We start from the raw sequence: 24,479 nt of genomic DNA, 5'->3' as shown, positions 1-24,479 counted from the left end.
CTTTCCTGCAATCCTCCAAGGCCAATTCTGTCGCCGCCTCTACCGTCGCCTCACTGACGTAAATAGTTCCGGTTGATTCCAACTCAGACACTACTGCCGCCACGCACTGTTGATGATAGACAAATTCGACCCTACACCGCCCGCCAGCTCGCTTCTCACAGTCTTCTACTGCCTTACGCCTGGCCTCACGCTCGGTGAGCTCGCTAACCGAAGCCCCGCCTTGCTTTCCTTCGACGGCGCCCGCGAGCGCCCCCCAAGTGGTAATCCACTCGCCGGTCGGACGCGGAGGGGCCGGTGCAGAAACAGAGGAACCGGCGGCGCCGCCTTGAGCGCCCGGAATGGGGGCGCAGCCTTGAACGCCTTGGCCGCCGATGGGATACATGCCCGGAGGACATCCGCCCTCGGCGAAGACCACGTTTGTTCCAAGCATCGCAATGCCTATTACGACAGTACGGGCGAGCAGCTTCATTGAACCACCTCCACGGCCATTGAAGAGATCCGTAGGCCGCTCATCAGCAGCACACATCCCAAAGCGCAAGCGAAATCACCATCTCGCCGTCCCCGATACTGCGATGGCGCAGACGTAACACCATCCAGAAAACACGTGGGCACGTGAGCACTAGAATTCCCTGAACACTGGCTCCGAACATTCAGTGTGAGAGATAACGCACCGCCCACCACCCATGTCACTGCAACTGTCCAGCGCATCCTTCTTGGCGGTGGGCAGATCTACGGCCGTATTGACCGAGCCCCTGCCTTTGCCAGAATTCGGCACGGAGAATGCCACGCACTGGTTGTAATAGGTCAGCGACGTCTTACAGTCTTTCGCGCCTTCGGATGCGCAAATGCGCAGGGCCTCAGACTCCGCAGCACGCTCACTCGACATGTTCGCCGCCGTCCCTACAAGATCGGAAGTAGGCGACTGCGCAACTGCACCCCAGGTCGTCAACCACTCACCCGACGGTCTGGGCGTCGCGACCACGGCACCTTGGGCCGGCGATCCACCGGACTGACTGCCGGGAATTGGAGCACAGCCTTGCACACCTTGGCCGCCGATGGGGTAGTAGCCCGAGGGGCAGCCGCCTTCAGCAAAGACTGGCCACGCCAACACCAGCGCCAGCACCGCTGTGGCTGGCTTGATCAGCCATGCGAAGTAGCTGGTGCGTGAACGGACCATCATGCGAACTCCCTTCCGGCGCGCAGCATACGTCTGCCATTACGTGAACCTTGGGTAGACAGCCACAGCTCCCCAATTCCAGTCAGAAGCGCTCAAACGTGGGTTCGGCACAGTCTGAGTAGAAAGGCTTGCAGGCATCGCCAGCACCGTCCTTGCATTCCTTCTGGGCGAGCTCACTGGCCAACTCCATCGTCGCCGCCCTTGCCATACCTGATTGTGCCCCCGGCCCACCAACATTGGGGATGACCCAGGCAAAACACTGGTTCGTGTATGCCATGACCACCGCGCAGTCTTTGGCACCTTCAACCGCGCACTTCTTCAGGGCGGTGCGCTCGGCAGAACGGCGGGAAGTCTCAGCGCTTGCAGTTCCCACTACTGACGTCGACTTGGAATGGGCAATCGCGCCCCATGCATCGTGCCATCGCCCGGTTGGCCGAGGAGGTGTCGGGATACTGGAGCCGCTCTGTCCACCACCGGCGCCCGGGATGGGAGCACATCCCTGCACGCCTTGGCCCCCGATCGGATAGGAACCCGGCGGACACCCTCCCTCGGCATAAGCAGTTGTGCCACTGACCCCAGCGCCGATCAACAGCACGGCAACGAGAATCCGACGAATCATAGGCACCCGAGCGTTTGGACGGCAGATCGGACGAGACTAATACTTCTTGAAGAACGGTACAGCACACGCCGAGTAAATAGACCGGCACTGCTTGCCTCCGGCCTTTCTGCAATTACGCATGGCGGCCTCTGTCGCCTCATCTGCCGTCGCGGCGCTGGCATAGTTGGTGCCGGTCGATGCCAGCTCGGACACCACCGCTGCCGCGCACTGTTGGTGATAAACAAATTCAACCTGGCATCGTCCGCCAGCGCGCTTCTCGCAGTCCTCGATCGCCTTGCGTCTCGCAGCGCGCTCGGTGAGTTCACTCTCCGACGCACCACCTTGCATTCCTTCGACCGCCCCCGCGAGCGCGCCCCAAGTCGTGATCCACTCGCCCGTCGGGCGCGGAGGAGCTGGAGCAGAAACCGAGGAGCCCGCGCCACTGCCTTGAGCACCAGGAATAGGAGCACAGCCTTGGACGCCTTGGCCGCCGATCGGATACATGCCCGGAGGACATCCCCCCTCGGCATGAGCAGTGGAGAGGGTCAAGTAAACCAGCGGCAAAAGTGCGATGCGCAGAAAGCGAATATTCACAAGACCATCACTCCTCCGACGCTTGCTCCCCACGGTTTGACCATTCTGGCACCTACCCCGCGGTTCGCGCGCGAAAAACCTTGTCAAATCGTATGAATATGTACTCACTGCGGCAATGTTTGGTGACCTCGCATTGCGCAACCAGCTTACTTCACCGCCTCGGCGTCTACCTGTAGGTCCATAACCTCGGAAGCGCGGCTCCTGGCGGAAGCATGGGCAGCTGATGTCACTCGACACTTGGCCACGATCTCTATTCGACCAAAGACACCGGAGCCCCATCCGACGAAAAGGAAGCGTACAAGTGGGACTTGCAGGTGCACGCCCGAGGCCTAAGTAGTTACGCGCCAGACAGCGCAAGCACCCTATTTCCAACTGTACTACTGCCACAGGCTCCGTTCGCTTAATCAACAAGCCAGTGGAGTCTTTGCAAAGCAAAGCTGACCAACTCAGAAGCTAGCACTAGTACTTCTTGAAAAAAGGAACACTACACGCCGAGTAGATACTCCGGCACTGTTTACCGCCAGCCTTCTTGCAATCCTGCAGAGCGACCTCGATCGCTTCGTCCTCAGTTGCAGCGCTGACATAATTCGTCCCACTGGAAGTCAACTCTGGGGAGGAGACAGCGGAGACACACTGATTCTGGTAGACAAAATCAACCTTACAATCGCCCCCCCCGTTCTGCTCGCAGTTCTCTACTGCCTTCCTCCTGGCAGCAGGCTCGGTAAGTTCGTTGGCCACAGCGCCCCCCATGTTTCCCTTGGATGGCCTTGCCAAAGCACCCCAGGTCTTGATCCACTCGCCGAGTGGACGTGGCGGCATAGGCGTTGTTGAGGGGGCACTCACGCCCCCGCCCTGCGCTCCCGGTATTGGCGCACAGCCCTGAACCCCCTGCCCTCCTATGGGATACATACCTGGAGGACACCCCCCCTCGGCATGGGCCAGGAAAGCCGCGAAACAGAATAATGGAATGGTGGCAAAACGCAGGATGCGAATCGACATGTAAAACCTCAACCTCGTTCGTTATTTGCTGCGCCACGTTGGCCGGTGCTCTGAGCTGAGTCCGCGAACCCCCCAAGCTGGGACCCCGAGCCACCACCCTTGTACTGCGTCCCGGTGGCAACCGGCGCTTGAGGAATGAATACACCACCACCACCGCCACCACCATGCGAGCCCGGCGGCTGACCCTGCGGGCCAGGTGCAGCCGCACCCGGACTTCCGCCTATCTGCGAATATGCCATGAAGGTACCCAGCGTACCCTGGAAGAACATCGCAGCCATTGGGGGTGCAGTCAGAATCAGCGTCGTCAGGATCAGGCCCATGCCACCCTGCTGCAGCGCCATGCTGCTCATGCCTTCGGTCAGGTTCGTGCTCAGCAGCGCGCCCAGTGCGGCAGCGCCCCAGAACGAGGCGGCAACGCGTGCCACCATCTCCATGGCGATGCCTGTCATGGCGGCCAGCACCGCCATCGAGAACATGGTGCCGATGCCATAGAACAACCAGCGTTGGAACAAGGATTTGGTCTGCTCGAACAACAGACACAGAATGAACAGTGGACCGAAGCCGATGAACATGGCCATCGCGACCTGGTACAGCAGCAGCATGGCGCCGGCGGTGACCGCAGGACCGCCCGTGCCCAGGCCGATGAACCACATCGCACGCGTCTTCGCGCTGTCCAGGGTGACGTCGCCGGCAACGTCGAGCACGCTCACCGACGTCAGCGCCAACTGCATGTAGCCCAGGTTGCGGTCGATCAGTTCTTCGGCCGTGTCATCCTTGCCGGTCACCACGTAGGTGATCTCGTCCTGGACGTCCTGGGTCAGGAAGGACTGCAGATCCTTGCCGAACATCGCCATGGACGTGGCCACCGTCACGATGAGCGCCGCGCGCGCCATGTTGGTGGCCAGCGCCGCCATCGAATCGCGGCTGCGCCCGGTCACGATGCGGAAGCCCTGGATCAGCACCCACAGCGTCATCAGCACCAGCGCGATCGAGCCCACCCAGGTCATCATGCGACCGAGCACGCCTTCGCCGAAGTTCGCGATTTCCTCTCGCAGGTACTCCAGGATCAGCTTGAAGAACACGAAGTCGCCCACTGAGGCGAACAGCGTTCCGTGCAGCAGATCCCCGATCACCATGCCCTGCATCATTCCCTGACTCATCACATCACCCGCCCCGCGTTGGGGCCCTGCTGGAGTGCGTTACGCACGTGGTTCACTTGGAGAGCGCGGTTTTCAGCGCGGCAGCCTTGATAACGGTGCCAAGCGGGTTGCTCTCGCCCTTCAGTGCGCGCTCGGTCAGGTTGCGCTGACGCCCCTGCAGGGCCGCGATCTGCTGGTCGTAGACCTTGATCTTGGTCTCCCATTCCTTGAACGCCTTGTCCATCGCAAGCTGGCTGGCAGTGTTATTGGAAATATCCTCCTGCAGCGCGCCCTCGTTACGGAACGCGTTGCGGATCTTGCGCAGCGTGCCCAGCATTTCTTCCATGGCCGGCAGCGACTTGGTCACCACGTCCACGGTTTCGTTGTACTTCTTGTTCTCAAGCACCTGGATGTAGGCGCAGATCGAGCGCTGCTGTGCGCCGATGTCGCCACCCGGGCTGACACCCAGCAACGACATCAGGCCTTCCTGGCTGACCATCGAGCCACCACCGCACTTCTCGGCGACGTTCCAGCTTTCGGGAATTCGGGTAAGCACCGGCGTGACCGGCATCAGAGGGGAGGCAATGATCTGGTACCAGTTCTGCAACCTGGAAACCCAGTTCTCCACCGTCTTCATGTACTGCCCGGCCGTCTCGCTCCAGCGCCCGGCTTCGGTCACGTACTCGCCGGCAGACTTGTATTCCTGCAGGAAGTTCATGATCCAGTTGGCCGGGTCATACACGGTCATGGCCTGCGCCTGCTGCGTACCGGTGCTGAAGCTCATGCCCAGGGTCAACATGGCCGCGAACAGCGGCGCCAAGCGCCGACGACGCGGCGCGCTCTTTCGGGTTTCAATGCCCATGGCAGTTTCCTTTTGCAGTTCGGTGATGGTTTTCATGCCGCCTCCTCCTGGTCCTTGTCGGCTCGCTTGCCCGAGCCCTTTCGATTCTTGTAGAACGCGTCCAGCCACTGGTCCGGGGTCAGTTCGTCCACGGTCACGCGGGCGCGCACCGCCGCGGTCTGCAGCACCCGGTGCATGACTTCGATGTTGTCGGTAGATGCCGAAATGACCGACAGAATGTCGTCCATGCCGCGCAGGTTGAGCTGGCACACGCTGGAGGCGTGGCCCTGCTTGACCAGGAAGCAGCGCGAGCGCTCGTCCAGCGCAGTCACCACCTTGAACTCGGCCTCGGTCAGCTTCAGGCCGTCCATGTAGTCGCTCTTGCTGGCGTTCGGGTTCGGCAGCAGGATCAGCGTAGCGGTCTGTTCGATCAGGGCAGCGGAGATGTCGCTCTTAAGCGCGTCTTCCGGGCTCTGCGTAGCGAAGATGCCCAGACCATTCTGCTTACGGATGGTCTTCTGCTTGTTCTTGGCGAACTCCTTCAGGCCACCCTCGCCGTCCAGAATCTTCCAGAACTCGTCCATCACATAGATCAGCGGACGACCGTCGATCAGCGATTCCAGGCGGTGCAGCAGGTAGTTGATGACCGGCACGCGCACTTCGGGGTTGTCGATGATGTCGGTGTAGTCAAAGCCGATGATGTTGGCCTTGCTCAGGTCCACCGTATCGACGGGATTGTCGAACACCCAGCCCAGCGAGTTGCCCGAGGTCCAGCGGCGCATGCGCGCGTACAGACCGTCGTCGCCCATGTTGGGCAGGCTCTTCTGGAAGTTGGTCATGCTGCGCAGGTGCATGGGCGTGTCCAGCATGCTTTCCACCGCGCGGTAGATGTCTTCCTCTTCGCGGGCACTGTATTCGCGCTTGCCAGCCAGCACCTTGATCAGGTCGGCCAGGAACTGCACGTTGGCTTCGCTGTTCTCGCACTGGAACGGATTGAAGCCGGTCGGCGCGCCGTTTTCCAGGGCCAGGTAGTTGCCGCCACAGGCACGCACGAAGATCTCTGCGCCGCGGTCCTTGTCGAAGAAGAAGATCGTCGGCGACGGGTCGTACTTCTGCACCTGGCTCAGCAGGAAATTGATAAGCGCGGTCTTACCGGTACCGGACTTACCGATCACCATGGTGTTGGCGATGGCCTTTTCACCCAGCGAATTCTCGGACGGATGCGTGGCGTGGAAGTTGAAGTAGTACGGCTGGCCGTTGGTGGTCTGCAACGTGGTGACGCAGTCGCCCCAGGGGTTGTTGTGCTGCTTGCCGGTGGCGAAGTTGTGCAGCGGCGACAAGCCCAGGAAATTCAGCGAGCTGACGTTGGCCAATCGCGTGCGGTAGCGCCAGTTGCCCGGCAGCTGCGAATAGAACGACGAGGTGATGGCCAGGTCTTCCTTGGTCGACACGAAGCCGGCATTGGACAGCTCGGCGCGCGTGGTCGCCACGTTCTGCGAGAGCTTGGCCTGGCTGTCGCCGTAGACGGCCATGATGAAGTGGTATTCACCCAGCACGAAGTTGCCCGAGGACAACTGGTCCATGGCGTAGTCGAGCTCGGCAATCTGGCTGACTGCCTTGTCGCCGGAGGAAATCATCATGCCCTTGGTGCGATCGAGCACCTTCAGTGCGTCCTGGCGGCCCATCGGGCTGAAGGAATGGGTGATGACGTACTCGTAGTCCAGGTACTTCAGACCATTGAGGATGCCCGGGTAGGTACCCTCGGCATACTCCTTGATGTTCAGGATGGCGCCGAAGTGATTGGCGCCATTGGGCGTGTTGATGACGTAGTCACCGGTCTTGGCCGAGAACATGTGGCGGCTGATCGGCAGATAGTCCTTCACCGGCGCGGGCAGCACCGGCACCGGCTCGTCCACGCGGTTGATCAGGTAGCCGAACAGCTCCAGCGTCTCGGAGAACACCACACCATTCTTGGCTTCATACATGCCCAGGCGGTACGGTGCGTAATCGCGGATCACCGCTTCGACGTTGCCGGCCAGCTCCAGCAGCTTTTCAACGGCCTGGTCCTGCTCGCCCTGCAGCTTTTCGATGCTGGCCGACTTTTCCACGAAACGCTTACCGGCCACGACCGGGCGGTAGATCATGGTCAGATACAGCTCGTTCTGCATGATGCGCTGCGAGGACAGCATGCCCATGTACTGGTCAGCCACGTCCTGGTTGAAGCGCTGCCCGTAGTGGCTCTTGCCCTTCAGCGTGCGGCGCCGGCGGATGTCGTGCACCCAGAAGGCGACGTTGACGAAGTCCGGCGCACGCAGGGTCTGCAGCAGGCGGTTGAAGGTGTTGTGGCGGTGCTCCAGTTCCCACTCTTCGCGGCCGACGAAGGGCAGCCCTTCCAGGTACCAGGTCAACAGATAGTCACCGCCCGTGGTCTTGACCACGTTCGGCGCCACATGCGACGACAGGGGAATGAATTCGCTGATGGAGGTATCTGGAGAGAACATGCGACTGCTTCCAAAAGGTAAGCCGGGGAACTACGAGGTGGCCGGGCAGGTGCGTACACCTGCCCGGCCGTTGCCCGTCAATCCATGCGGGCGGGTTTCTTGCGGTAGTGGTTCGGGCTGAACACCCACATTCCATCGTGGTCCTGCAGGTTGCGCGCCTTGAACTTGAACAGCAGGCGGAGCCCCAGCAGGCGGAAGATCAGCTCGTCGCGCTTGGCCATCTGCCGCATGATGAAAATGGCGACAGGAATGGTGAGCAGGAACCAGAAGTTCGTGTACACACTCAGCAGCAGCAACCCACCTGCCACCATGAAAAATGGCAGGTAGGGAACGCCCAGGAACATCGCCGGGCGCGTGCAGCCGCGGAACAGCACGTTCTTATGCACTGTAGTACTGCAGCACGTTGTTGATGATGGCGGCCGAGCTGCCCGAGCAGTTGCCGTCGCTGCCTTCACCCAGCAGCATGCGGGCGATCTGGCCGGCAGCGCCGATCAGCACGCCACCGATCAGGATCGGGGCCACATCGGCAATGCGCTTGTGGGCGAAGGCAATCTGGTAGCCCGCGAAGATGACCGCGATGGTGACCACGGCGATCGAGGCAATGTTCAGCAGACCATTGATGTTGTTGAAGAAGCCGCAGACCTTTTCATCGGTGCCGCCGAAGTCGGTGCCGCTGGCGATGGCCTGCGGGGCAAACACCAGGCCGACAAAGGCAACGGCCATCAGCATGGTCTTCAGCGTGCGCTGGGCCTGGGCCAGATCGAGATTGAATCGCTTCATGGATTGATTTCCTTGTTGATGGACTAACACAACTGAATCGGCCAGCCGGGGGTCTGGCCGTACCACGACTTCGTCAGAACACGAAGGCCGCATCCCCTGCGGGAATCTGTTGCACCGGCGCTCCCTGCGCAGGCACGTTGTATGCATTTTCTGGTGCGGCCACCGGCTGGTTGCGCTCGCTCCACGGGCGCAGCATGACCGGCTGCCCGTTCCCCGCTGCCACGCCGGGCAGCTGCTGCGGCATGGCCTGGTCGCCACCAGCCTGCGGCAACTGCTGCGGCATCTGCTGTGGCATGGCCTGGGGCTGGGCCTGCGGCTGCATCATGCGATCCACCGAACCCAGCACCACGCGCGACAGCGCCTGGTCGGCCAGGTTCAAGGCACTGCTTCGCGCCATGGCACCCGCCGAGGGGTAGACCGTGTAGGCACGGGCCGGATCATTGGACGGCACGTACACCGGCGCGTCGGCCTGGGCGACGATGCGCGACTGCACCGGCGACAGCGTCTGCGGATGGTGTTCAACCTTCACCGTACGACGCTCGCCACGGCTGACCACATCGATCGGCACTGCGCCATTGCTGGCCACCTGCTGCCCACGGCGCATCGAATCGTAGATCTTCTGCACGTAGCCATGGCGGAAGCCGGTGGTGAAATTGCCCGAGTAGTAGCAGCTGAACGACTTGCCCCAGTCCTGCCCGGAACGCTTGTAGCACTCGGCCAGGATGCGCGAGCCCGCCTGCAGGTTGGCGCACTGCTGGAAGGCTTTTTCGTAGGAGTCCAGGCCGTACTTGGCCAGGTTGTAGCGGTTCACCTGGGCCAGGCCGACCGAGAAGTTGTAGCCCTTCTCTTCCAGCATGCGCACCGTGGCCAGCGCTTCATCCAGCGCCTTGGGCTGGCGCACCAGCGCACCGCCCACCACGCCAATGGCGAAGGGGTTGCGCGAGGATTCCACGTTGATGACGTGCTGCATGACGTCCATGGACACGGCCATTTCCGGGCATGCCATCATTTCCAGGCCTGGCAACATCGTTCAGCCCTCCTGCCCCTGGGCACGCCCAGGATTGAAATCGATGCCGGTGATGTAACGCGAACCGGCATGCGCCTTGATATGCACGACGATATCGATGGTCATCATCAGCAGGCGCTTGATGACCTCGAACTCCAGGCCGGAGCCTTCGTTGGAGGCCTTCACCATCAGCGCCAGCTGGTCCCAGGTCTGTTCCGGGCTGCCGGCATGGCAGCTGGTGATCGAACCCGGGTGACCGGAGGCGCAGTTACGGATGAAGTAGAACGCTTCGTCGCCGCGCAGCTCGGCCAGGATGATGCGCTCGGGCTTCATGCGCAGGCAGGCTTCCATGCAGCTCTTGGCGGTGACGTTGCTGGTGCTCTGGCCACCCTTGGAGTACAGCAGGTGCACCACGTTAGGCTGGGTCAGGAACAGTTCGCGGGCGTCCTCGATGGTGACCAGGCGCTCGTTGTCCGGAATGTGGTTGACCAGCGCCTTCATGAAGGTGGTCTTGCCGCTACCGGTGGCGCCGGACACCACGATGTTCTTGCGATACATCACCGCACGCCGGAAGAACTCGGCGTATTCGCGCGAATGCCGCAGTTCCAGCAGCTCGCGGTCCTGCTCGCTCAGGCTGCCGTCCTGTTCCAGGATCTGGTTGAAGAACCCGTCTTCGTGATACTGGGTGAGCGACTTGGTGTGCTTGGACGGCAGACGGATGGTGATGGACACCTTGCCGGCATCGCACGCAGGCGGGATCACGAACTGCGCACGCTGCCCGGTGGGGAAGGTGAGCGAGACCACCGGATCGGCATCGGTGATGCGCTGGCCGGTGTTGCTCTCGTTCACCACCGCGGTGCAGAACTGCCGGGCCCGCTCGAAGGTCAGGCCCGGCACGTCCACGCGCTGCCACCCCGCCCGGGTTTCCAGGTACAGCTCGCCCGGACGGTTGATGCAGATTTCCGTCACGTCGGGCGAGCTCATGTACTCCGCGATGCCCAGCACTTCGTACTGATAGCGCAGGAATTCGCTGGAAACAAGGGCGATGGGAGACACTTCGGCGTCCATGATCGTTCTATGAATTACCGGCGCGGGTGGAGCACGTTGGTGAAGTCGACGTCCTTTGCGACGTAGACGTTCACGATGGTGCCCTGGTTAATGGTGACCGTCGGCGGGCGACGACCTTCGCTGAGTGCTTCGTTGGCCAGGCGCTCCATGGTGCGGGCGGTCGCGCTTTCATACGGCGACTGCACGGCGAACCCGTTGCTGGCCACGGTGGTCGACTCCGGGCCGTGCTCGGCTGCGGCGTATTTGAACGCATCGGCGATCAGGCTGATCATCAGCGCCGACGCAATGCGGCTGCCCCAGTGCGCGCTGTACTGGCCAGGATGGCCCGCACCGCCCAGCCCATCGATACCTGGGCTGGACATGGCCACGTCGATACCGTTCGGCGTGGTGACGCGATCCCAGATGACTTCCACGCGCTTGCCGTTGGGGCCGCCACCGTAGGAGCCATAGATCTTCGAACCCTTCGGCAGCAACAGGTTGCGGCCGTTGATCGAGTAGACCGGTTCGGTCAGCAGGCACGAGGTGTAGCCGGCAATGTCGGTGATGATGCGGGTTTCCAGCACGCAGCGCAGGTAGGTACCGCGCACCAGCAGGGCATCCGGACTCTGGATGAAGCTGGCGTTGGACACGTCTTCCACGTCCGGACCACGGCGCACTTTCTGCTGCTGCTGGGCCTGCGGGTTGGCGGCCTGCATGGCGGCGATCATCGCCTGGCTGTAGTCGGTGCCCTGCCCTTGCGGCTTGGCGTTGCCATCGCCGGCGCCGAAGCCGCTGCTGCTGCCAATACGGCGGTCCAGCAGCGACGGACCCTGCGGCTCGGACGACTGGCGCAGGCGCGCACGATCAGCGTCCTGCAGGCTGACCATCGGAATGTCCTGCTGCGGCGGCGGCGGCAGCATCGGGATCGGATCGGCCGGCGCGACGGGCGCCGCTGCACTCGGCGCAGGCGCAACGGTCGGCAGGTCCGGCGTCGATACCCGGGCCTCCTGACGGTTGGAGGGCGCTGCGTTCTTGTCATCCTGGCCCTTGCGGAACAGCAGGAAGCCCATGGCCACCAGCAGCACCACGATGCCGCCGAGGAACATCAGCGCCTTGCGGTTCAGCCGCTGCTCTTCGGCCGAGCGCAGCTGCGGAGCCGCCGCATCCAGGTTCGGTGCGGACTCGGTCTGCTGCGTGCCGAAGTAAGGATTGGAGGTCGACTCGGCCGGTCCTTGGCCCTGGCCACCGTAGGGCGACTGCCCGTCGTCGCGGGCGTTGTTCGGATCGTTGCCGGGGGTGTTCTGCTGGCTCATTTCTTCACGTTCCTTCGCAGGCCAACGACGTACTCGCCGTGGCGGATGACCAGGTACGGGTAGGTGCCGTGGACGATCAGGGTGTTGCCCTCGACCGTGGTGTTGACCACGAAGTCCTCGCCGTACTCTTTCTCACGACCGAACACGGCCGGGAAAATGCCGGTCTTGTATTCGGGCGAGTTGGGCAGTTTCAGGTACGTGAAACGGCCATCGTCATAGGCATTGACGGGGATCAGCCACCCCATCTTCTTCGCCTTGCTGGTCGAATAGGAGTAGTTGAAGTTGTACTGGCGATCCTTGGCCAGTTCGCTGCTCAGCAGCGGCTGCGCTTCTTCTTCCACCGCCTGCTGGGCCACGCCGAACACCGTGTCGTTCGGGTAGGAGAAGGCGATCTTGTACTGCACGCCGGCGCGGCGGGCCTGTTCCAGCTGGCGCCAGTCGGTGGCCACCACCTTCAGTTCGAAGATGTAGGAATGGGTTTCGGTGCGCACCATCATGTTGGTGTCCACGTCCACATTCTTCGGCTTGATGTAGAACACGTTCTCGCGACGGGTCAGCTCCCAGCCGTTGCTGAAACCGGTGCTGTAGTCGAGGATCTTCTCGTTCGGGCTCAACTCGATCTGGGTGGTAAGGCCCAGGCCGGTGCGAACCGGATAGATGCGATCCTTTTCATACTCGTAATGGTCCACTGCCTGTGCCATGGCGCCGGTGGAGAACACCAGCGACAGCAACGACAGCAGCGCCAATGCGCTCCCCCTGACTTTTCGACTACTCATCGGTTGCTTGCTCCATCAGCATTTCCGGTGGATTGGTTCTGCGCCGGCCTCATGGCCGGCTGGCCGGGCATGGTCTGCCCGGGCATGGGTTGGCCCTGCATCGGTTGGCCTTGCTGCATCGGCTGAGCCTGCTGCACGGGCTGGCCGGGCATCGGCTGCCCCGGCATGGGTTGCTGCCCCGGCATGGGCGGGGTGACCTGCACATCGCCCGGCACCGCCAACGGCTGGCCGGTGGCCGGATCGATCATGGTGGCCGCAGCAGGATTGTTCGGGTCGTAGACCCCCTGCTGTGCCTGCAGCGCCTGCTGTTCTGCCTGCCGCTGCAACTGCGCCTCGTCCGGACCCGGTACGCCGCGCGAGTAGTCGTTGTCGCGACGGTACTCGAACACCTGCATGCCCAGCGGATTGAGGATGCGCTGCTGCTCGTTCAAGGCAAGGTTGCTGTCGTAGCGGAACCGCAGCGTGATGAGCTGGTTGTCCAGGTACGAGGTGGTGGCCTTGTTCTTGTCGTACACGCTGCGCTGGATGCGCACCGAGGCACCGCGGAAGCCACCATTCACCTGTGCTTCCAGCGGGGTGATGCTGAGAATCTTCACCCGGATCGCCCGGTCCTTGCCGTACAGCACGACAGGGCTCTGCGGATTGTTCTGCGAATAAAAGGCACGGATGGCCGAGCTGGTGCGCGTATCGGACATGACATGCACCAGGGCCCAGTCACGCAGGCCCATGACCGCGAAATCGTAGGATTCACGGGCCATCACGTACTGGGCGACGTTGCTGCGGTTGATCGCATCGCTGGCGGTGATCGACTGGCCTTCGAAATTGCCCGTCAGCCGCGCCACCGTGGCCGTACCGGTGTAGGCATCGGCCATCACCAGGAACGGCACCTTCTCTTTCAGCGGCAGCATGTAGTAGTAGCCGCCCGCCAGCGCCAGCGACATCAGCAACGACCCGGTGGCCACCCACCAGGCGCGGCGCTCGCTGCGTCGTGCCATGTCGGCCACGGTGATCTCGTAGCTGACCGCCTTGGCGACCGACTGCTCGACCTTCTGGCTGTTGCCTGCATCCTTCTTGCGGAACATGGATTCTTCCGTACTGCTGAAACATCAATGGGCGTGACGCCCCTGCGGCGGGCGCGGGGTGCGGCACGTTCGATGATTTCGGTGGGGCTCAGCTGCCGCTGTTGGCGTCAGCCGCCGGAACCGCCGCAGTGGGCGTCGATCCGGCGTTTTGCACGACAATCTGGTTGCCCACGATGGAGACGGAAACACCTTGTGCCGCATAGGCTGCCGTGAGGTCGATCACGGCCTGCTGTGCGTTGGTGGTGTCGATGTCCGACACCGCGCCATACAGGGTGAAATCCGAGCTGAGGCGATAATCCAGGGTGCGGCCGGAATCCTTGGCCCAACGCTCAAGCATCGCCTTCAGCGTGCCGTCCATCGGCGACGCCTGGTACACGTAGCTGGTATAGAGCGGGATTTCGGTCGGGGCGGTGGCAAACCGGTTCACCGGCTTCCAGCGTCCGCCGAAATCGGGTGCGGGCTTGGTGGCGCAACCGGCCACCATCAACGCCGCGGCTGCGGCGATGGACATTTTCACGATAAACGCCTGATTCATACGGGCTTCACTTTGACGTACGAAAAAGCAGTCCCGATGTTGGTCCCCTGGTCGTCCGGCGCTGCGTGGCGCACGCCAGAAACGTCACAGTAAGCGCACTTAACAGGGCACAACTGTCACGGTTCCCCTGCAGCCCGAAAGCTGCCAACCAGGTCGCAGACCACGGCTCTTCCAAGCCGCGCTCATGCGCCCTCACCAACGTCGGAACCATCCCTGTTCCAATGGCTGAAACTCCTGGCCACTCTGAAAGCAAGCTGAATCACGAGGATTCCCAAGCCGTGCATAGAGTCGCACAACCGCACGTCAATTCCATGTCAGACAAGTCTGAATTCCATCAACGTATGGTGTTTTTTTGACGCGCTTCACGAATTCACATCCATGAATTCGTGCATGCGTCACATTCAGCACTCGACAATTCAAATATCGAGCACCGGCGCGTCAACTTTCGGAAGTAGACGCGACGTGAAATAGCGATCCTTGTAATAGCGGATCTTGTCGCACTTCACCGGATGCGGAATGCCCTCGTACAGGAACACTTCGTGGTCCGGACCCATCGCCTTCAGTTCCTGCGGCAGCATCAGCGCGCGCCGCTCTTCGCTGTAGCTGTGGGTCTTCTCACGGGCATGGGTCACGTTCTTCTTGCGGATGGTGGTGTAGCCCAGCATGTCCGAGTAGTCGTTCGCGTCCTGCTGTTCGCGCGGCGCGTACAGGATCTGCAGCGCGTGGTTGGTGATGATGGTGCGCGAGGTTTCCCGCCCATAGGTGGCATCGAGCTGCGACATGCTCTGGATGATGGGCAGCAGGCGCACGTTGTAGCCGGCCATGTAGGACACCGCCGAGGCGATGATGTCGACCTTGCCGATCGATGTGAATTCGTCCATCAGCAGCAGGCACTGGTACTTCAGGTCCGGGTTGGACTTGGGCAGTTCCTTGGTGTTGAGGTTGATCAGCTGGCTGAAGAACAGGTTGATGATCAGGCGGCTCTCGGCCAGCTTGTTGGGCTGGATGCCTATATAGATGGTCATCTTCTTCTTGCGCACGTCGGTGAGCAGGAAGTCGTTGGTGCTGGTGGCCTTGTCCAGCACCGGGTTGATCCAGGCGTTCAGCGGCTCCTTGAAGGTGCCCAAGATCGAGGCGAAGGTCTCATCGGCCTGGGACAGCATGTTGGCGAACGCCGAGCGCGCATTGCTGCTCAGGAACGGCCGCTCGGACAGGCTCTTCAGGAACTTCTTCAGATCGGTGCCGTCACCGGAGGACAGGCGGTAGACCGCCCCCAGCGTGGGCGTGCCCATGCCGCCGGGGAAGCCGCTGGCGCGCTCGTCGTCCCAGTTCTCGAACAGGTACAGGGTGAAGGCGATGAAGGCATTGCGGGCCTGGCTGACCCAGAACTTCTGGTCCTCGGCGCCATCGGGGTACAGCATGGCGGCGATGCTCATCAGATCCGAGACGCGGAAGGCCGGATCGTCGGACACATAGCTGAGCGGGTTCCAGCGGTGCGTGCGGCGGTCTTCGGCGAAGGGATTGAACAGGTAGATTTCCTGGCCCTGGCTGGCGCGCCAGCCACTGGTCAGGTCGAAATTTTCCTGCTTGATGTCCAGCACCACCAGCGATTCGCCGTATTCCAGCAGGTTCGGAATGACCACGCCCACGCCCTTGCCCGAACGGGTGGGCGCAGCCAGGATCACGAACTGCTGGCCGTCCAGGCGCACCAGCTTGCCGCCGTGGCTGCCGACCACGATGCTCTGCCCGGTCTTCTTGAACATGCCGTGCTTGGCCAGGTCGGCGCTGGTGGCAAAGCGGGCATCGCCGTGCAGCGAGCGCTTGTCCTTCTTCAGCAGCGCCACCAGCGCGATCACCGCCAGCAGCAGCAGCGGCACGCCGAAGCCCAGGTAGCCGGCCCACTTGATCTTGCCCACGAACGGGGCGACCTGCGGCTGGTCCAGGGCATTGAAATACTGGTAATAGGTGTTCCAGGTGAAGAGCTTGGTATCCAGGCCGAGCAACAGCAGGGTCAGATAACCGGACAGCGCAAACCCGAGCACCAGGGTCGCCAGGGTGGCGATGGCGATGAGCAGATACTTCTTACTGGGCAACACCCGAATCCTCCATGATGCGCCCAAGGGCGCGACGAACTAGCGGCGGCGCCAGCGTGACGCCTTCTTCCGCAGGTGGTTTTCATCCTCCAGCCCGGGCTCGATGCCCTCTTCCCGCAGCAGCCCTTCCAGGTAGTGCCGCGCCTCGGCCAGCGACATCAGATCGGACAGACGTTCCCCGTCATCGGCGATGACCGCATGCCCGATCACATCGCCGGGAGCGTACACCGGCGCGTGGGTCACCGCTACCAATCGGTAGCGCCCGCGTAGTTCAAGTTGATGTGTGTACTGCTGCATTGCTTCACTCCGTGACGGCGTTCACATGTCGTTCCCACGACGGGCCCGTGCGTCGCCCCGATCAGGGCTGGCAACGCGCGGGTGCCACCCCTGACAATACACGCCTGCGCTTCGGAGACCACCATGGATTGGATTGCACGCGCCCGCGCACTGGCTGCTGACGCCCACGCCGGGCAGATCGACAAGGCCGGTGCGCCCTACATCGGGCATGTGGCCCGCGTCGCGGCACGGGTACGCGGCGATGACGACGCCGAAGTGGTGGCCTGGCTGCACGACGTGCTGGAGGACTGCCCGGGGTTCGCCGCCCAGGTGCAGGACTTCCCGCCGGCGATCCAGCACGCGGTGCAGCTGCTGAGCCGCAACCACAGCGCCGACACCGCTCATTACTATGCAGGCATCGCGGCCAACCCGCTGGCACTGAAAGTGAAGCTGGCCGATATCGCCGACAATGCCGATGAAACCCGGCTTTCGGCCCTGGATGCGGCCACCGCCGAGCGCCTGCGCGGGAAGTACCGGGCCGCACGGGCGCAGCTGGGGCCAACGGCCGTCTAGGCGCGCCACCGGCCGAACACTGATTTTCCTGAACGCCGATGCCGCCTGCTGCAGTGCAGCAGTACAATGGCCCGTTCCCCTGCCCCATCGCGCCCCCGCATGAGCCCCAATTCCTCCCTGGCCGCACGGCTCACGCCCCGCCAGCGCACCCTGATCATCATCGCCCTGTCGCTGGGCGGCTTTGCCATCGGCACCAGTGAATTCGCCAGCATGGGCCTGATGCTGGAAATCAGCCGCGGCCTGTCCATCAGCGAAACCCAGGTGGGCCACCTGATCAGTGCCTACGCCATCGGCGTGGTGGTCGGCGCCCCGATCCTGGCCTTCGTCGGCGCCAGCTTCCCGCGGCGCAAGCTGCTGCTGGCGCTGATGGGCTTCTACGCCGTGGGCAACCTGGCCAGCGCCCTGGCGCCCAACTACGCCACCATGCTGGTCGCCCGCTTCGTCGCCGGCCTGCCGCACGGCGCCTACTTCGGCGTGGCCATGCTGGTAGCCGCGGCAATCAGCCCGGCCGGCCAGCGCGGCCAGGCCATGTCGCGGGTACTGCTCGGCCTGTCGATTGCGATCCTGATCGGCAACCCGCTCACCACCTGGCTGGGCCAGCAGGTCAGCTGGCGCACCGCCTTCGCCTTGGTCAGCCTGCTGGCCATCGCCACCGTGGTGATGATTGCCCGCTTCCTGCTGCCCGACCCGGACGAGGTGCGTACCTCGCCCATGCGCGAGCTGCGCGCATTCAACACCACCCAGGTGTGGCTGGCGCTGGCGATCGGTGCGGTCGGCTTTGCCGGCATGTTCTGTGTGTTCACCTATCTGGCCCCGACGCTGGTGCAGGTGACTGGCGTGGCCGAATCGTGGATGCCGCTGGCGGTAGGCGTGTTCGGCATCGGCGCGATCATCGGCAATATTGCCGGCGGCTGGCTGGTGGACAAGTTCCACTTCAAGGCCGCCGCCGTGGTGCTGGCCTGGTCGATCGTGATGCTGCTGCTGTACCCGGTTGCAGCGCAGTCGGTGTGGTCCATCGGCCCGATGATCGTGACGGTGGGCACCATGGGCGCATTGGCGGCCGTGCTGCAGACCCGCCTGATGGACGTGGCGGGCGAAGCGCAGACCCTGGCCGCCGCGTCCAACCACGCTGCCTTCAATACGGCCAATGCACTGGGCCCGTGGCTGGGCGGCATGGCCATCAGCGCCGGCTTCAGCCCGGCCACCACCGGTTACGTGGGCGCGGCGACCGCCATCGGCGGCCTGCTGCTGTGGTGCGTATCGGTGATGGTGGACCGCCGTCGCAAGGCGTCGGTTGTCACCTCACACTGAGTCGCCACCCGCTGGAACCTGCGCAGACGCCCCTCACCGAGGGGCGTTTGTGTTTCTGCCACGCGCCTACGTTGACAGCAACACCGCACGCCACAGACGAAGCCGTCACGGCCCGAACCGGACGATGGAATCTCCTCCCTTCGCCGAGCTTCCCCATGCCGGACACCGGTCGCTTCTCGATCCTCGCCTTCGACGCCATCTTCAACCTGTCCGGCGGCATCGAGCGGATCACCGCGCTGACCATCAGCTGCCGCCATTGCGCGGCCACCACCACCGCGGCCGACCACAACCTGCTGCATCTGCCCGGCGGCACCCTGTTCCGCTGCGAAGCCTGCGGCTGCCACCAGGCCGTGAGCAATTCGCGCCTGACCGACGGACAGGCCTGGGCCGGCGCGGCAGAGGCGACCGCCCAGCTTTGATGGCACCGGCACCGCGCGACGTCGGGCGCGCGCGGCAGCCAACCCTATCCGAGGGACCCCATGCGACGCTTCGTACAGGCCTTCGCTGCGGAAGATGCCTTCGCACCCGGCCTGCCGGCTGACGTGGCGGAAGCATTCGCCGCTGCGCCTGCCCACTTCAACATCGGCAAGGATGCGCAGGCCTGTGTCTGGGCTGCGGGCAGCGATGATCCCGCGTGGGTGGCGCCCATGCACTGGGGCCTGGTGCCGCGCTGGTCGCAGGAACCCAGCACGCCCTACACCACGGTCACCGCGCGCGTGGACCGCGCCGCGCGTAGCCGTTTGTTCGGCGATGCCTGGAAGCATCGGCACTGCATCGTACCCCTGACGGGGTATTTCAAATGGGACCGGCAGCGCCGGCGCCCCTGGCCAATGTACGTGCAGCGCGCCGATGGCCTGGCATTGCTGGCCGCCGGCCTGTGGGAGCGCTGGCGCGACGCCGACAGCGATGAACCCCGCGATGCATTCACCCTGCTCACCCACGCCGACGCTCATATTCCTGCCCCGCTTTCGCCTGACGGCCCGGTGTTCCTGGACCCTTCCGCAGCGGGCGCCTGGCTGCTGGGCGAGCGCATGACCGCCGCGGTCCTGCTGGCGCAGGCGCAGACACCCGAACTGGAAGCGTATTACGTGGCGGCGGCGGTAGCCGATCCCCGCCGCGACGACTACACCCTGCTGGATCCCGTCGAGCCCCCCGTCAACGATGATGATGACGATGCCGTGTCGAGCGACGATTCCGCCGAAGACGATTGAACCCGTAGCTGGCCCAGGTGAATGCCGGAAAAACACACGGCGTGGATATCGGCTGCGGCACAGTAGCGCTGCACCCACTGCATAGCCGCCTTTCGCCATGCGCCAGACCGCACCCCCAGCCCGACATGATGCGGTTGCCCTGCAGGCGGGCATGCTGGGCAGCGTGCTGGCGGTTGCGCTGCTGAAGGCACTGGCCCTGGCCACCGGACTGTCAGGTTCGCTGCTGGTGACCGGGCTCTGGCTGCTGGCCTGTGCCCTGCTGGGCGCCTGGGCGCTGGCCGCGCTGGTGGCCTGCCTCGCCCTGAGCCGGCGCGTGTTCGCGCTGACGCTCGCGCTGTGCGGCGTGTTCGTTGCCTGCATGGTCTAGCGCGCCGGCGGTGCGCGCCCTACGAAAATAAAACTGAAAGCTGCGCTAAAGCTTCGGCCTGCAGCGCCGCTACCGTCTTACTGCCTGCCGGGACTCTCTCCTGTGCAGACACGCCCGGCAGTCGGGCTTACGACGACTACCGGACTTCACAAATTGAACACACTGCGCCGCTTCAAGGTAGGCACCCGCCTTACCGCTGGTTTTTCCATCCTGTTGTTGATGATCGCCACCATTCTTGCGATCGCCCTGCACAGCAACTACAAACAGCGGCAACAGTTCGACAACGCGGTGAACGTACGCGTGACCCGCATGGGCGAGCTGTACGACATGCTGATCATCAACAAGGAACTGTTGCTGCTGCGCCGCGACATGCTGCTGCGACGCGGCCAGGCACTGGACCGCGACCTGGCCACCGTGCAGGCGCAGACCGCGCGCTACGATCAGATCTGGCAGCACTTCACTGCACGGCCAGCTACCAGCCCGCTGGCACAGACCATGCGTGACAAGGTGGCCGCGCACCAGCAGGCCACACAGGCCGCACTGGCCGAGCTGGACGCACGCATGCGTGCCGGCGATTTCGAGGCCGCCGACGCCCTGCTGCTGGACAGGGTGGCGCCGGCTGCAGCGCAATGGAACACGGCACTGAGCGAGTTCGCCGATCTGCAGCAGAAGCTTGTAGCGGAAGCGGCGGCGGAGATGCAGTCGCTGGCGGCGCGCACCACCGGCCTGCTGACCCTGTTCGGCGTGGCCAGCCTGGCGCTGGGCGTCCTGGCCGCGTGGCTGATCTCGCGCAGCCTGACCGTGCCGCTGGCACGCGTGCAGGCCTCGATCAATGCGGTGACCCGTGGCGACCTGAGCGTGCGCGCCCAGGATGACAGCCAGGACGAGGTGGGCCAGATGCTGCGCGCCACCGATGGCATGGTGCAGCTGCTGCAGCGCTTTTCCCAGCAGACCCGGCAGATGATCGACAAGCATGCCGCCGAGGACATCACTCATCGCATGCCCACCGACTTCCCGGGCGTGTATGGCGAGCTGGCCGAGGGCATGAACACCATGGTGTTCGAGCACCTGGACGCTATCGTGGATGCGATCGAGGTGCTGAACGAGTATGCCCAGGGCGATCTGCGCCGCGACGCCCGGCGCCTGCCCGGCAGCCGCGCGATGCTGCATGAATCGATGGATGCGGCCAAGGCCAGCCTGCACGCGATCAACCAGGACATCCAGCGCCTGGCCCGCGCGGCAGCGGCCGGCGACTTCAGCGCGCGCGGCGATGCCGGTGCCTATCGCCACGACTTCCAGCGCATGATCGTGGATCTGAACCAGTTGATGGAAACCGCCGATGGCAGCCTGAAGGCCTTGTCGGTGGTGCTGGGCGCGATGGCCGAGGGTGACCTGAGCCGACGCCTGCAGGGCGACTACCAGGGTGTGTTCGCGGCCATGCAGCGCGACACCAACCGCACCGCTGAAAACCTGTCGGGCATCGTGCAGCGCATCCAGACGGCAGCGGCCTCCATTGCCAACGCCTCGGACGAGATCGCCGCCGGCAACGCCGATCTTTCGCGCCGCACCGAGAGCCAGGCGGCCAACCTGGAGGAAACCGCTGCGTCGATGGAAGAGCTGACGTCGACGGTGCGCCAGAACGCCGAACACGCCCAGCATGCCAACGCCGCATCGCGCAGCGCCGGTGATGCCGTGCAGCACACCGCCCGCGCAGTACAGGATGTGGTGCAGGTGATGCAGCAGATCGATGCCTCGTCCCAGCGGATCGGCGAGATGGTGGGCCTGATCGATGGCATCGCCTTCCAGACCAACATCCTGGCCCTGAATGCCGCCGTGGAAGCGGCACGCGCCGGGGAACAGGGGCGCGGTTTCGCCGTGGTGGCCAGCGAGGTGCGTACCCTGGCCCAGCGCGCGGCAGCGTCGGCCAAGGACATCAAGGCGCTGATCGAAACCTCCGGCGAGAACGTGCAGGCCGGCATCGGCATCGCCCGCCAGTCCGAACAGGCGATCGACCAGCTGCGTGCCGCCGCCGCCCAGACCGATACGCTGATCCAGCAGATCGCCCAGGCCAGCAGCGAGCAGGCATCCGGCATCGAGCAGGTAAACCAGACCATCGCGCAGATGGACGAGGCCACCCAGCAGAATGCCGCACTGGTGGAAGAAGCCAGTGCATCGGCGCGTGCCATGGCCGAGCAGGCCAGTGCGCTGGACCAGGCCGCAGCGACGTTCAAGATCGCAGCCGCTGGCGCACCACGCGCAACGTTGCAGCGCGCAGCGTAGGCGCACGCCCTGCCCTGCCCAGCTGAAGGATTCAGTGGGCAGGAACGCAGGGCCGTGCCGTGCAAGCCGACGCCACACCGCCTTCGCGCCGCCTGCGGCATGCTGGCGGTGTAGCGCCCCGACCGCCGTAACGATGTGCCGTACATGCCTGCCAGCCGTGATGAAGAACGAATGTCCACCCTCGCCGGCCTCAATGCGCTGGGCGAGATCAGTGGCGCCTCGCTGGACAGCCTGACCGAGCTGGCCACCCACACCTTCAACGTGCCGGTGGCGTTTGTTTCGCTGCTGCAGATCGACCGCCAGCGCCTGGTCTCGCGCCGTGGCCTGGCGATGTCGCAGACCCATGTCCGCGATTCCATCTGCGCCAGCACGATTGGTTCAGCCGAAACGCTGGTGATCGACGATCTGCTGCAGCACCCGCGGCATGCGAGCAATCCGCTGGTGGCCGGCGAGCCGCACCTGCGTTTCTACGCCGGGGCGCCCCTGGTGGCACGCAACGGCGTGGCCATCGGCGCGTTCTGTGTGATGGACGATGCACCACGCACGCTGTCCGAGGCCGAGCGGCGGCAGCTGGAAACGCTGGCCCGGGCGGCCATGAACGAACTGGAGCTGCGGGCGATGAGCGGACGCAGCGACCCGGTGAGCGGCCTGCCTGATCGCCAGCAGTTCATGCTGGACCACGATGCGCTGGCCGAACGCGAGCCGGGAACCTTCATGCATGCAGTGCTGGTGGACGTGTTCGATACCGCCGTTTCCACCGAGGCGGGACAGGTGCTGGGCATGGCGCCGCTGGAAACGCTGATACGGCGCACCGGCGTGCGCCTGAAGGTGGCACTGGACGGGCTGGCCCAGGTCTACCACGTGGGCGTGGCCCGCTTTGCCTTCGTGCTGGAACTGGAGCAGGCCAGCGCGGTGGAAGCCCTGCTGGCCGAACTGCAGGCGCGGGTGACCCGGCCGATGATGGCCGCCGAAGTGCCGATGTCACCGGGCTTCCACGCCGGTGTATGCGAGCTGACCTTGGGCCAGCACAGCGCGGGGGAAGTGATCCGCCGCCTGCTGGTCGGGCTGAGCGCGGCGGTGTCCGCCCGCGCGCCCTTCCGCTGGTACTCGCAGGGCCACGATGCCAGTACCCGCCGCGGCTACCGGCTGGCTACCGACGGGCGCACGGCGCTGCAACAGGACGAGTTCCATCTGGTCTACCAGCCCCGCTTCCGGGCCCGCGACCTGCAGCCCGTCGCGGCCGAAGTGCTGATCCGCTGGAACCACCCGCAACTGGGCCCGGTCAGCCCGGCCGAGTTCATTCCGGTGTTCGAACGCACCGCATTGATGCACGGCATCACCGACTGGGTGGTGGACCGCGCACTGGACCAGCTTGCCTGCTGGCACGCCGATGGCCTGCCGCTGAACCTGTCGATCAACTACTCGGCCCGCGACATGGCCCGCGAAGGCGCGGCCGAGCGCTTGATCGCCGGGATCGACCGGCGCGGCCTGGCCTGCACGCAGGTCGAAGTGGAGATCACAGAAAGCCAATGGTTGCGTGCCGATTCGCAGCAGGGCGTACAACTGAAGCGGATGGCCGATGCGGGCATCCGCGTGGCGGTGGACGACTTCGGCAGCGGCTACAGCAACTTTGGTTACCTGACCGAACTGCCGATCAGCACGCTGAAGCTGGACAAGTCGCTGATCGATCGCCTGTGCCTGGACAACCGGTCCAGCGTGAAGGTGGAAGCGATCATCGGCCTGGCCCATCGCCTGGGCTACAGCGTGGTGGCCGAAGGCGCCGAGAGTGCCGACCAGGTCAGCCGCCTGCGCGCACTGGGCTGCGATGAGATCCAGGGATTTGCCCTGGCCCGGCCGATGGATCCGGATCAGCTGTTCACCGGCCACAGCCGTCCGCTGCTGGATACCCACGTGGCCGAGTGAATCGCTGGCGCACCGCGCGTCGCTATACTGCCCCTGCCCAGACGCGATGCCGGATTG

At 64.0% G+C, this 24,479-nt stretch carries 23 protein-coding genes; 7 read left to right on the top strand and 16 right to left on the bottom strand.

Features of this window, described 5'->3' with window-relative positions; genetic code table 11:
- Positions 1–619: 619 nt before the first annotated feature.
- The 16 genes from G4G00_RS19720 to G4G00_RS19640 all read right to left on the bottom strand — a co-directional run bounded on the left by G4G00_RS19720 (position 620) and on the right by G4G00_RS19640 (position 16,778).
- Positions 620–1,180, bottom strand: coding sequence for a DUF4189 domain-containing protein (locus tag G4G00_RS19720; RefSeq protein WP_164275966.1), 561 nt, complete (start codon positions 1,178–1,180; stop codon positions 620–622).
- Between the two features lie 79 nt (positions 1,181–1,259).
- Positions 1,260–1,796, bottom strand: a complete 537-nt coding sequence (locus G4G00_RS19715; RefSeq protein WP_108762272.1) for a DUF4189 domain-containing protein — start codon at positions 1,794–1,796, stop codon at positions 1,260–1,262.
- 36 nt (positions 1,797–1,832) lie between these two features.
- On the bottom strand, positions 1,833–2,369 hold the full coding sequence (locus G4G00_RS19710; RefSeq protein ID WP_164275963.1) for a DUF4189 domain-containing protein: 537 nt from the start codon (positions 2,367–2,369) through the stop codon (positions 1,833–1,835).
- Between the two features lie 1,007 nt (positions 2,370–3,376).
- Positions 3,377–4,516 carry a type IV secretion system protein gene (locus tag G4G00_RS19700; protein WP_234414726.1) on the bottom strand — a complete coding sequence of 380 codons (1,140 nt, stop codon included), beginning with the start codon at positions 4,514–4,516 and terminating at the stop codon, positions 3,377–3,379.
- A gap of 64 nt (positions 4,517–4,580) precedes the next feature.
- Complete coding sequence (locus tag G4G00_RS19695) at positions 4,581–5,405, bottom strand: hypothetical protein (protein ID WP_234413305.1); 825 nt, start codon at positions 5,403–5,405, stop codon at positions 4,581–4,583.
- Positions 5,402–7,849, bottom strand: coding sequence for a VirB4 family type IV secretion/conjugal transfer ATPase (locus tag G4G00_RS19690; protein ID WP_108753401.1), 2,448 nt, complete (start codon positions 7,847–7,849; stop codon positions 5,402–5,404). The genes G4G00_RS19695 and G4G00_RS19690 overlap by 4 nt, the downstream gene beginning before the upstream one ends.
- A gap of 77 nt (positions 7,850–7,926) precedes the next feature.
- A complete protein-coding gene (locus G4G00_RS19685) occupies positions 7,927–8,235 on the bottom strand; it encodes a VirB3 family type IV secretion system protein (protein ID WP_108749937.1) in 309 nt (102 codons plus the stop codon).
- Positions 8,228–8,629 carry a TrbC/VirB2 family protein gene (locus tag G4G00_RS19680; protein ID WP_108749938.1) on the bottom strand — a complete coding sequence of 134 codons (402 nt, stop codon included), beginning with the start codon at positions 8,627–8,629 and terminating at the stop codon, positions 8,228–8,230. Before G4G00_RS19680 ends, G4G00_RS19685 begins: the two co-directional genes overlap by 8 nt.
- Before the next feature lie 73 nt (positions 8,630–8,702).
- A complete protein-coding gene (locus tag G4G00_RS19675; protein ID WP_108753402.1) occupies positions 8,703–9,656 on the bottom strand; it encodes a lytic transglycosylase domain-containing protein in 954 nt (317 codons plus the stop codon).
- 3 nt (positions 9,657–9,659) lie between these two features.
- Positions 9,660–10,703: a P-type DNA transfer ATPase VirB11 gene (gene virB11 / locus G4G00_RS19670; protein WP_108749940.1), complete on the bottom strand. Its 1,044-nt coding sequence runs from the start codon at positions 10,701–10,703 to the stop codon at positions 9,660–9,662.
- A 14-nt stretch (positions 10,704–10,717) separates the two neighbouring features.
- Positions 10,718–11,995: a TrbI/VirB10 family protein gene (locus G4G00_RS19665; protein WP_164275960.1), complete on the bottom strand. Its 1,278-nt coding sequence runs from the start codon at positions 11,993–11,995 to the stop codon at positions 10,718–10,720.
- The gene (locus G4G00_RS19660) at positions 11,992–12,771 is read right to left on the bottom strand and encodes a TrbG/VirB9 family P-type conjugative transfer protein (RefSeq protein ID WP_108749942.1); all 780 of its coding nucleotides are present in this window, start codon (positions 12,769–12,771) and stop codon (positions 11,992–11,994) included. Before G4G00_RS19660 ends, G4G00_RS19665 begins: the two co-directional genes overlap by 4 nt.
- Positions 12,768–13,853 (bottom strand): type IV secretion system protein, encoded by a 1,086-nt coding sequence (locus tag G4G00_RS19655; protein WP_164275957.1) that lies wholly within the window; start codon positions 13,851–13,853, stop codon positions 12,768–12,770. Before G4G00_RS19655 ends, G4G00_RS19660 begins: the two co-directional genes overlap by 4 nt.
- Before the next feature lie 88 nt (positions 13,854–13,941).
- Complete coding sequence (locus G4G00_RS19650; protein WP_108749944.1) at positions 13,942–14,388, bottom strand: hypothetical protein; 447 nt, start codon at positions 14,386–14,388, stop codon at positions 13,942–13,944.
- A 416-nt stretch (positions 14,389–14,804) separates the two neighbouring features.
- Positions 14,805–16,484 carry a type IV secretory system conjugative DNA transfer family protein gene (locus tag G4G00_RS19645; protein ID WP_164275954.1) on the bottom strand — a complete coding sequence of 560 codons (1,680 nt, stop codon included), beginning with the start codon at positions 16,482–16,484 and terminating at the stop codon, positions 14,805–14,807.
- A 36-nt stretch (positions 16,485–16,520) separates the two neighbouring features.
- Complete coding sequence (locus G4G00_RS19640; RefSeq protein ID WP_108753406.1) at positions 16,521–16,778, bottom strand: hypothetical protein; 258 nt, start codon at positions 16,776–16,778, stop codon at positions 16,521–16,523.
- 123 nt (positions 16,779–16,901) lie between these two features.
- Here G4G00_RS19640 and G4G00_RS19635 point away from each other — a divergent pair, with 123 nt between their 5' ends.
- The 7 genes from G4G00_RS19635 to G4G00_RS19605 all read left to right on the top strand — a co-directional run bounded on the left by G4G00_RS19635 (position 16,902) and on the right by G4G00_RS19605 (position 24,422).
- Positions 16,902–17,330, top strand: coding sequence for an HD domain-containing protein (locus tag G4G00_RS19635; RefSeq protein WP_108753407.1), 429 nt, complete (start codon positions 16,902–16,904; stop codon positions 17,328–17,330).
- Positions 17,331–17,429: 99 nt separating this feature from the next.
- Positions 17,430–18,641: an MFS transporter gene (locus G4G00_RS19630; RefSeq protein WP_164275951.1), complete on the top strand. Its 1,212-nt coding sequence runs from the start codon at positions 17,430–17,432 to the stop codon at positions 18,639–18,641.
- 155 nt (positions 18,642–18,796) lie between these two features.
- Positions 18,797–19,060: a hypothetical protein gene (locus G4G00_RS19625; RefSeq protein WP_164275948.1), complete on the top strand. Its 264-nt coding sequence runs from the start codon at positions 18,797–18,799 to the stop codon at positions 19,058–19,060.
- A gap of 60 nt (positions 19,061–19,120) precedes the next feature.
- On the top strand, positions 19,121–19,852 hold the full coding sequence (locus tag G4G00_RS19620; protein WP_164275946.1) for an SOS response-associated peptidase family protein: 732 nt from the start codon (positions 19,121–19,123) through the stop codon (positions 19,850–19,852).
- A gap of 97 nt (positions 19,853–19,949) precedes the next feature.
- Entirely contained in the window at positions 19,950–20,219 is a 270-nt protein-coding gene (locus G4G00_RS19615) for a hypothetical protein (protein WP_164275943.1), read from the top strand.
- A 153-nt stretch (positions 20,220–20,372) separates the two neighbouring features.
- Positions 20,373–22,499, top strand: a complete 2,127-nt coding sequence (locus G4G00_RS19610) for a methyl-accepting chemotaxis protein (protein ID WP_164275940.1) — start codon at positions 20,373–20,375, stop codon at positions 22,497–22,499.
- A 171-nt stretch (positions 22,500–22,670) separates the two neighbouring features.
- Positions 22,671–24,422 carry an EAL domain-containing protein gene (locus G4G00_RS19605; RefSeq protein WP_164275937.1) on the top strand — a complete coding sequence of 584 codons (1,752 nt, stop codon included), beginning with the start codon at positions 22,671–22,673 and terminating at the stop codon, positions 24,420–24,422.
- Positions 24,423–24,479 lie beyond the last annotated feature (57 nt).

Origin of the sequence: Stenotrophomonas sp. B1-1 (genome assembly GCF_010894375.1) — a bacterium.
Classification (GTDB): domain Bacteria; phylum Pseudomonadota; class Gammaproteobacteria; order Xanthomonadales; family Xanthomonadaceae; genus Stenotrophomonas.
Note: the sequence above shows the minus strand (reverse complement) of the source record. Positions and strands in the feature narration are given on the sequence as shown.

Coding starts and splice junctions, on each gene's coding strand:
- G4G00_RS19695 (WP_234413305.1), bottom strand. CDS start 5,405: ATGAAAACCATCACCGAACTGCAAAAGGAAACTGCCATGGGCATTGAA.
- G4G00_RS19625 (WP_164275948.1), top strand. CDS start 18,797: ATGCCGGACACCGGTCGCTTCTCGATCCTCGCCTTCGACGCCATCTTC.
- G4G00_RS19665 (WP_164275960.1), bottom strand. CDS start 11,995: ATGAGCCAGCAGAACACCCCCGGCAACGATCCGAACAACGCCCGCGAC.
- virB11 (WP_108749940.1), bottom strand. CDS start 10,703: ATGGACGCCGAAGTGTCTCCCATCGCCCTTGTTTCCAGCGAATTCCTG.
- G4G00_RS19675 (WP_108753402.1), bottom strand. CDS start 9,656: ATGTTGCCAGGCCTGGAAATGATGGCATGCCCGGAAATGGCCGTGTCC.
- G4G00_RS19690 (WP_108753401.1), bottom strand. CDS start 7,849: ATGTTCTCTCCAGATACCTCCATCAGCGAATTCATTCCCCTGTCGTCG.
- G4G00_RS19680 (WP_108749938.1), bottom strand. CDS start 8,629: ATGAAGCGATTCAATCTCGATCTGGCCCAGGCCCAGCGCACGCTGAAG.
- G4G00_RS19620 (WP_164275946.1), top strand. CDS start 19,121: ATGCGACGCTTCGTACAGGCCTTCGCTGCGGAAGATGCCTTCGCACCC.
- G4G00_RS19655 (WP_164275957.1), bottom strand. CDS start 13,853: ATGTTCCGCAAGAAGGATGCAGGCAACAGCCAGAAGGTCGAGCAGTCG.
- G4G00_RS19660 (WP_108749942.1), bottom strand. CDS start 12,771: ATGAGTAGTCGAAAAGTCAGGGGGAGCGCATTGGCGCTGCTGTCGTTG.
- G4G00_RS19605 (WP_164275937.1), top strand. CDS start 22,671: ATGTCCACCCTCGCCGGCCTCAATGCGCTGGGCGAGATCAGTGGCGCC.
- G4G00_RS19720 (WP_164275966.1), bottom strand. CDS start 1,180: ATGATGGTCCGTTCACGCACCAGCTACTTCGCATGGCTGATCAAGCCA.
- G4G00_RS19640 (WP_108753406.1), bottom strand. CDS start 16,778: ATGCAGCAGTACACACATCAACTTGAACTACGCGGGCGCTACCGATTG.
- G4G00_RS19635 (WP_108753407.1), top strand. CDS start 16,902: ATGGATTGGATTGCACGCGCCCGCGCACTGGCTGCTGACGCCCACGCC.
- G4G00_RS19715 (WP_108762272.1), bottom strand. CDS start 1,796: ATGATTCGTCGGATTCTCGTTGCCGTGCTGTTGATCGGCGCTGGGGTC.
- G4G00_RS19630 (WP_164275951.1), top strand. CDS start 17,430: ATGAGCCCCAATTCCTCCCTGGCCGCACGGCTCACGCCCCGCCAGCGC.
- G4G00_RS19615 (WP_164275943.1), top strand. CDS start 19,950: ATGCGCCAGACCGCACCCCCAGCCCGACATGATGCGGTTGCCCTGCAG.
- G4G00_RS19700 (WP_234414726.1), bottom strand. CDS start 4,516: ATGATGCAGGGCATGGTGATCGGGGATCTGCTGCACGGAACGCTGTTC.
- G4G00_RS19650 (WP_108749944.1), bottom strand. CDS start 14,388: ATGAATCAGGCGTTTATCGTGAAAATGTCCATCGCCGCAGCCGCGGCG.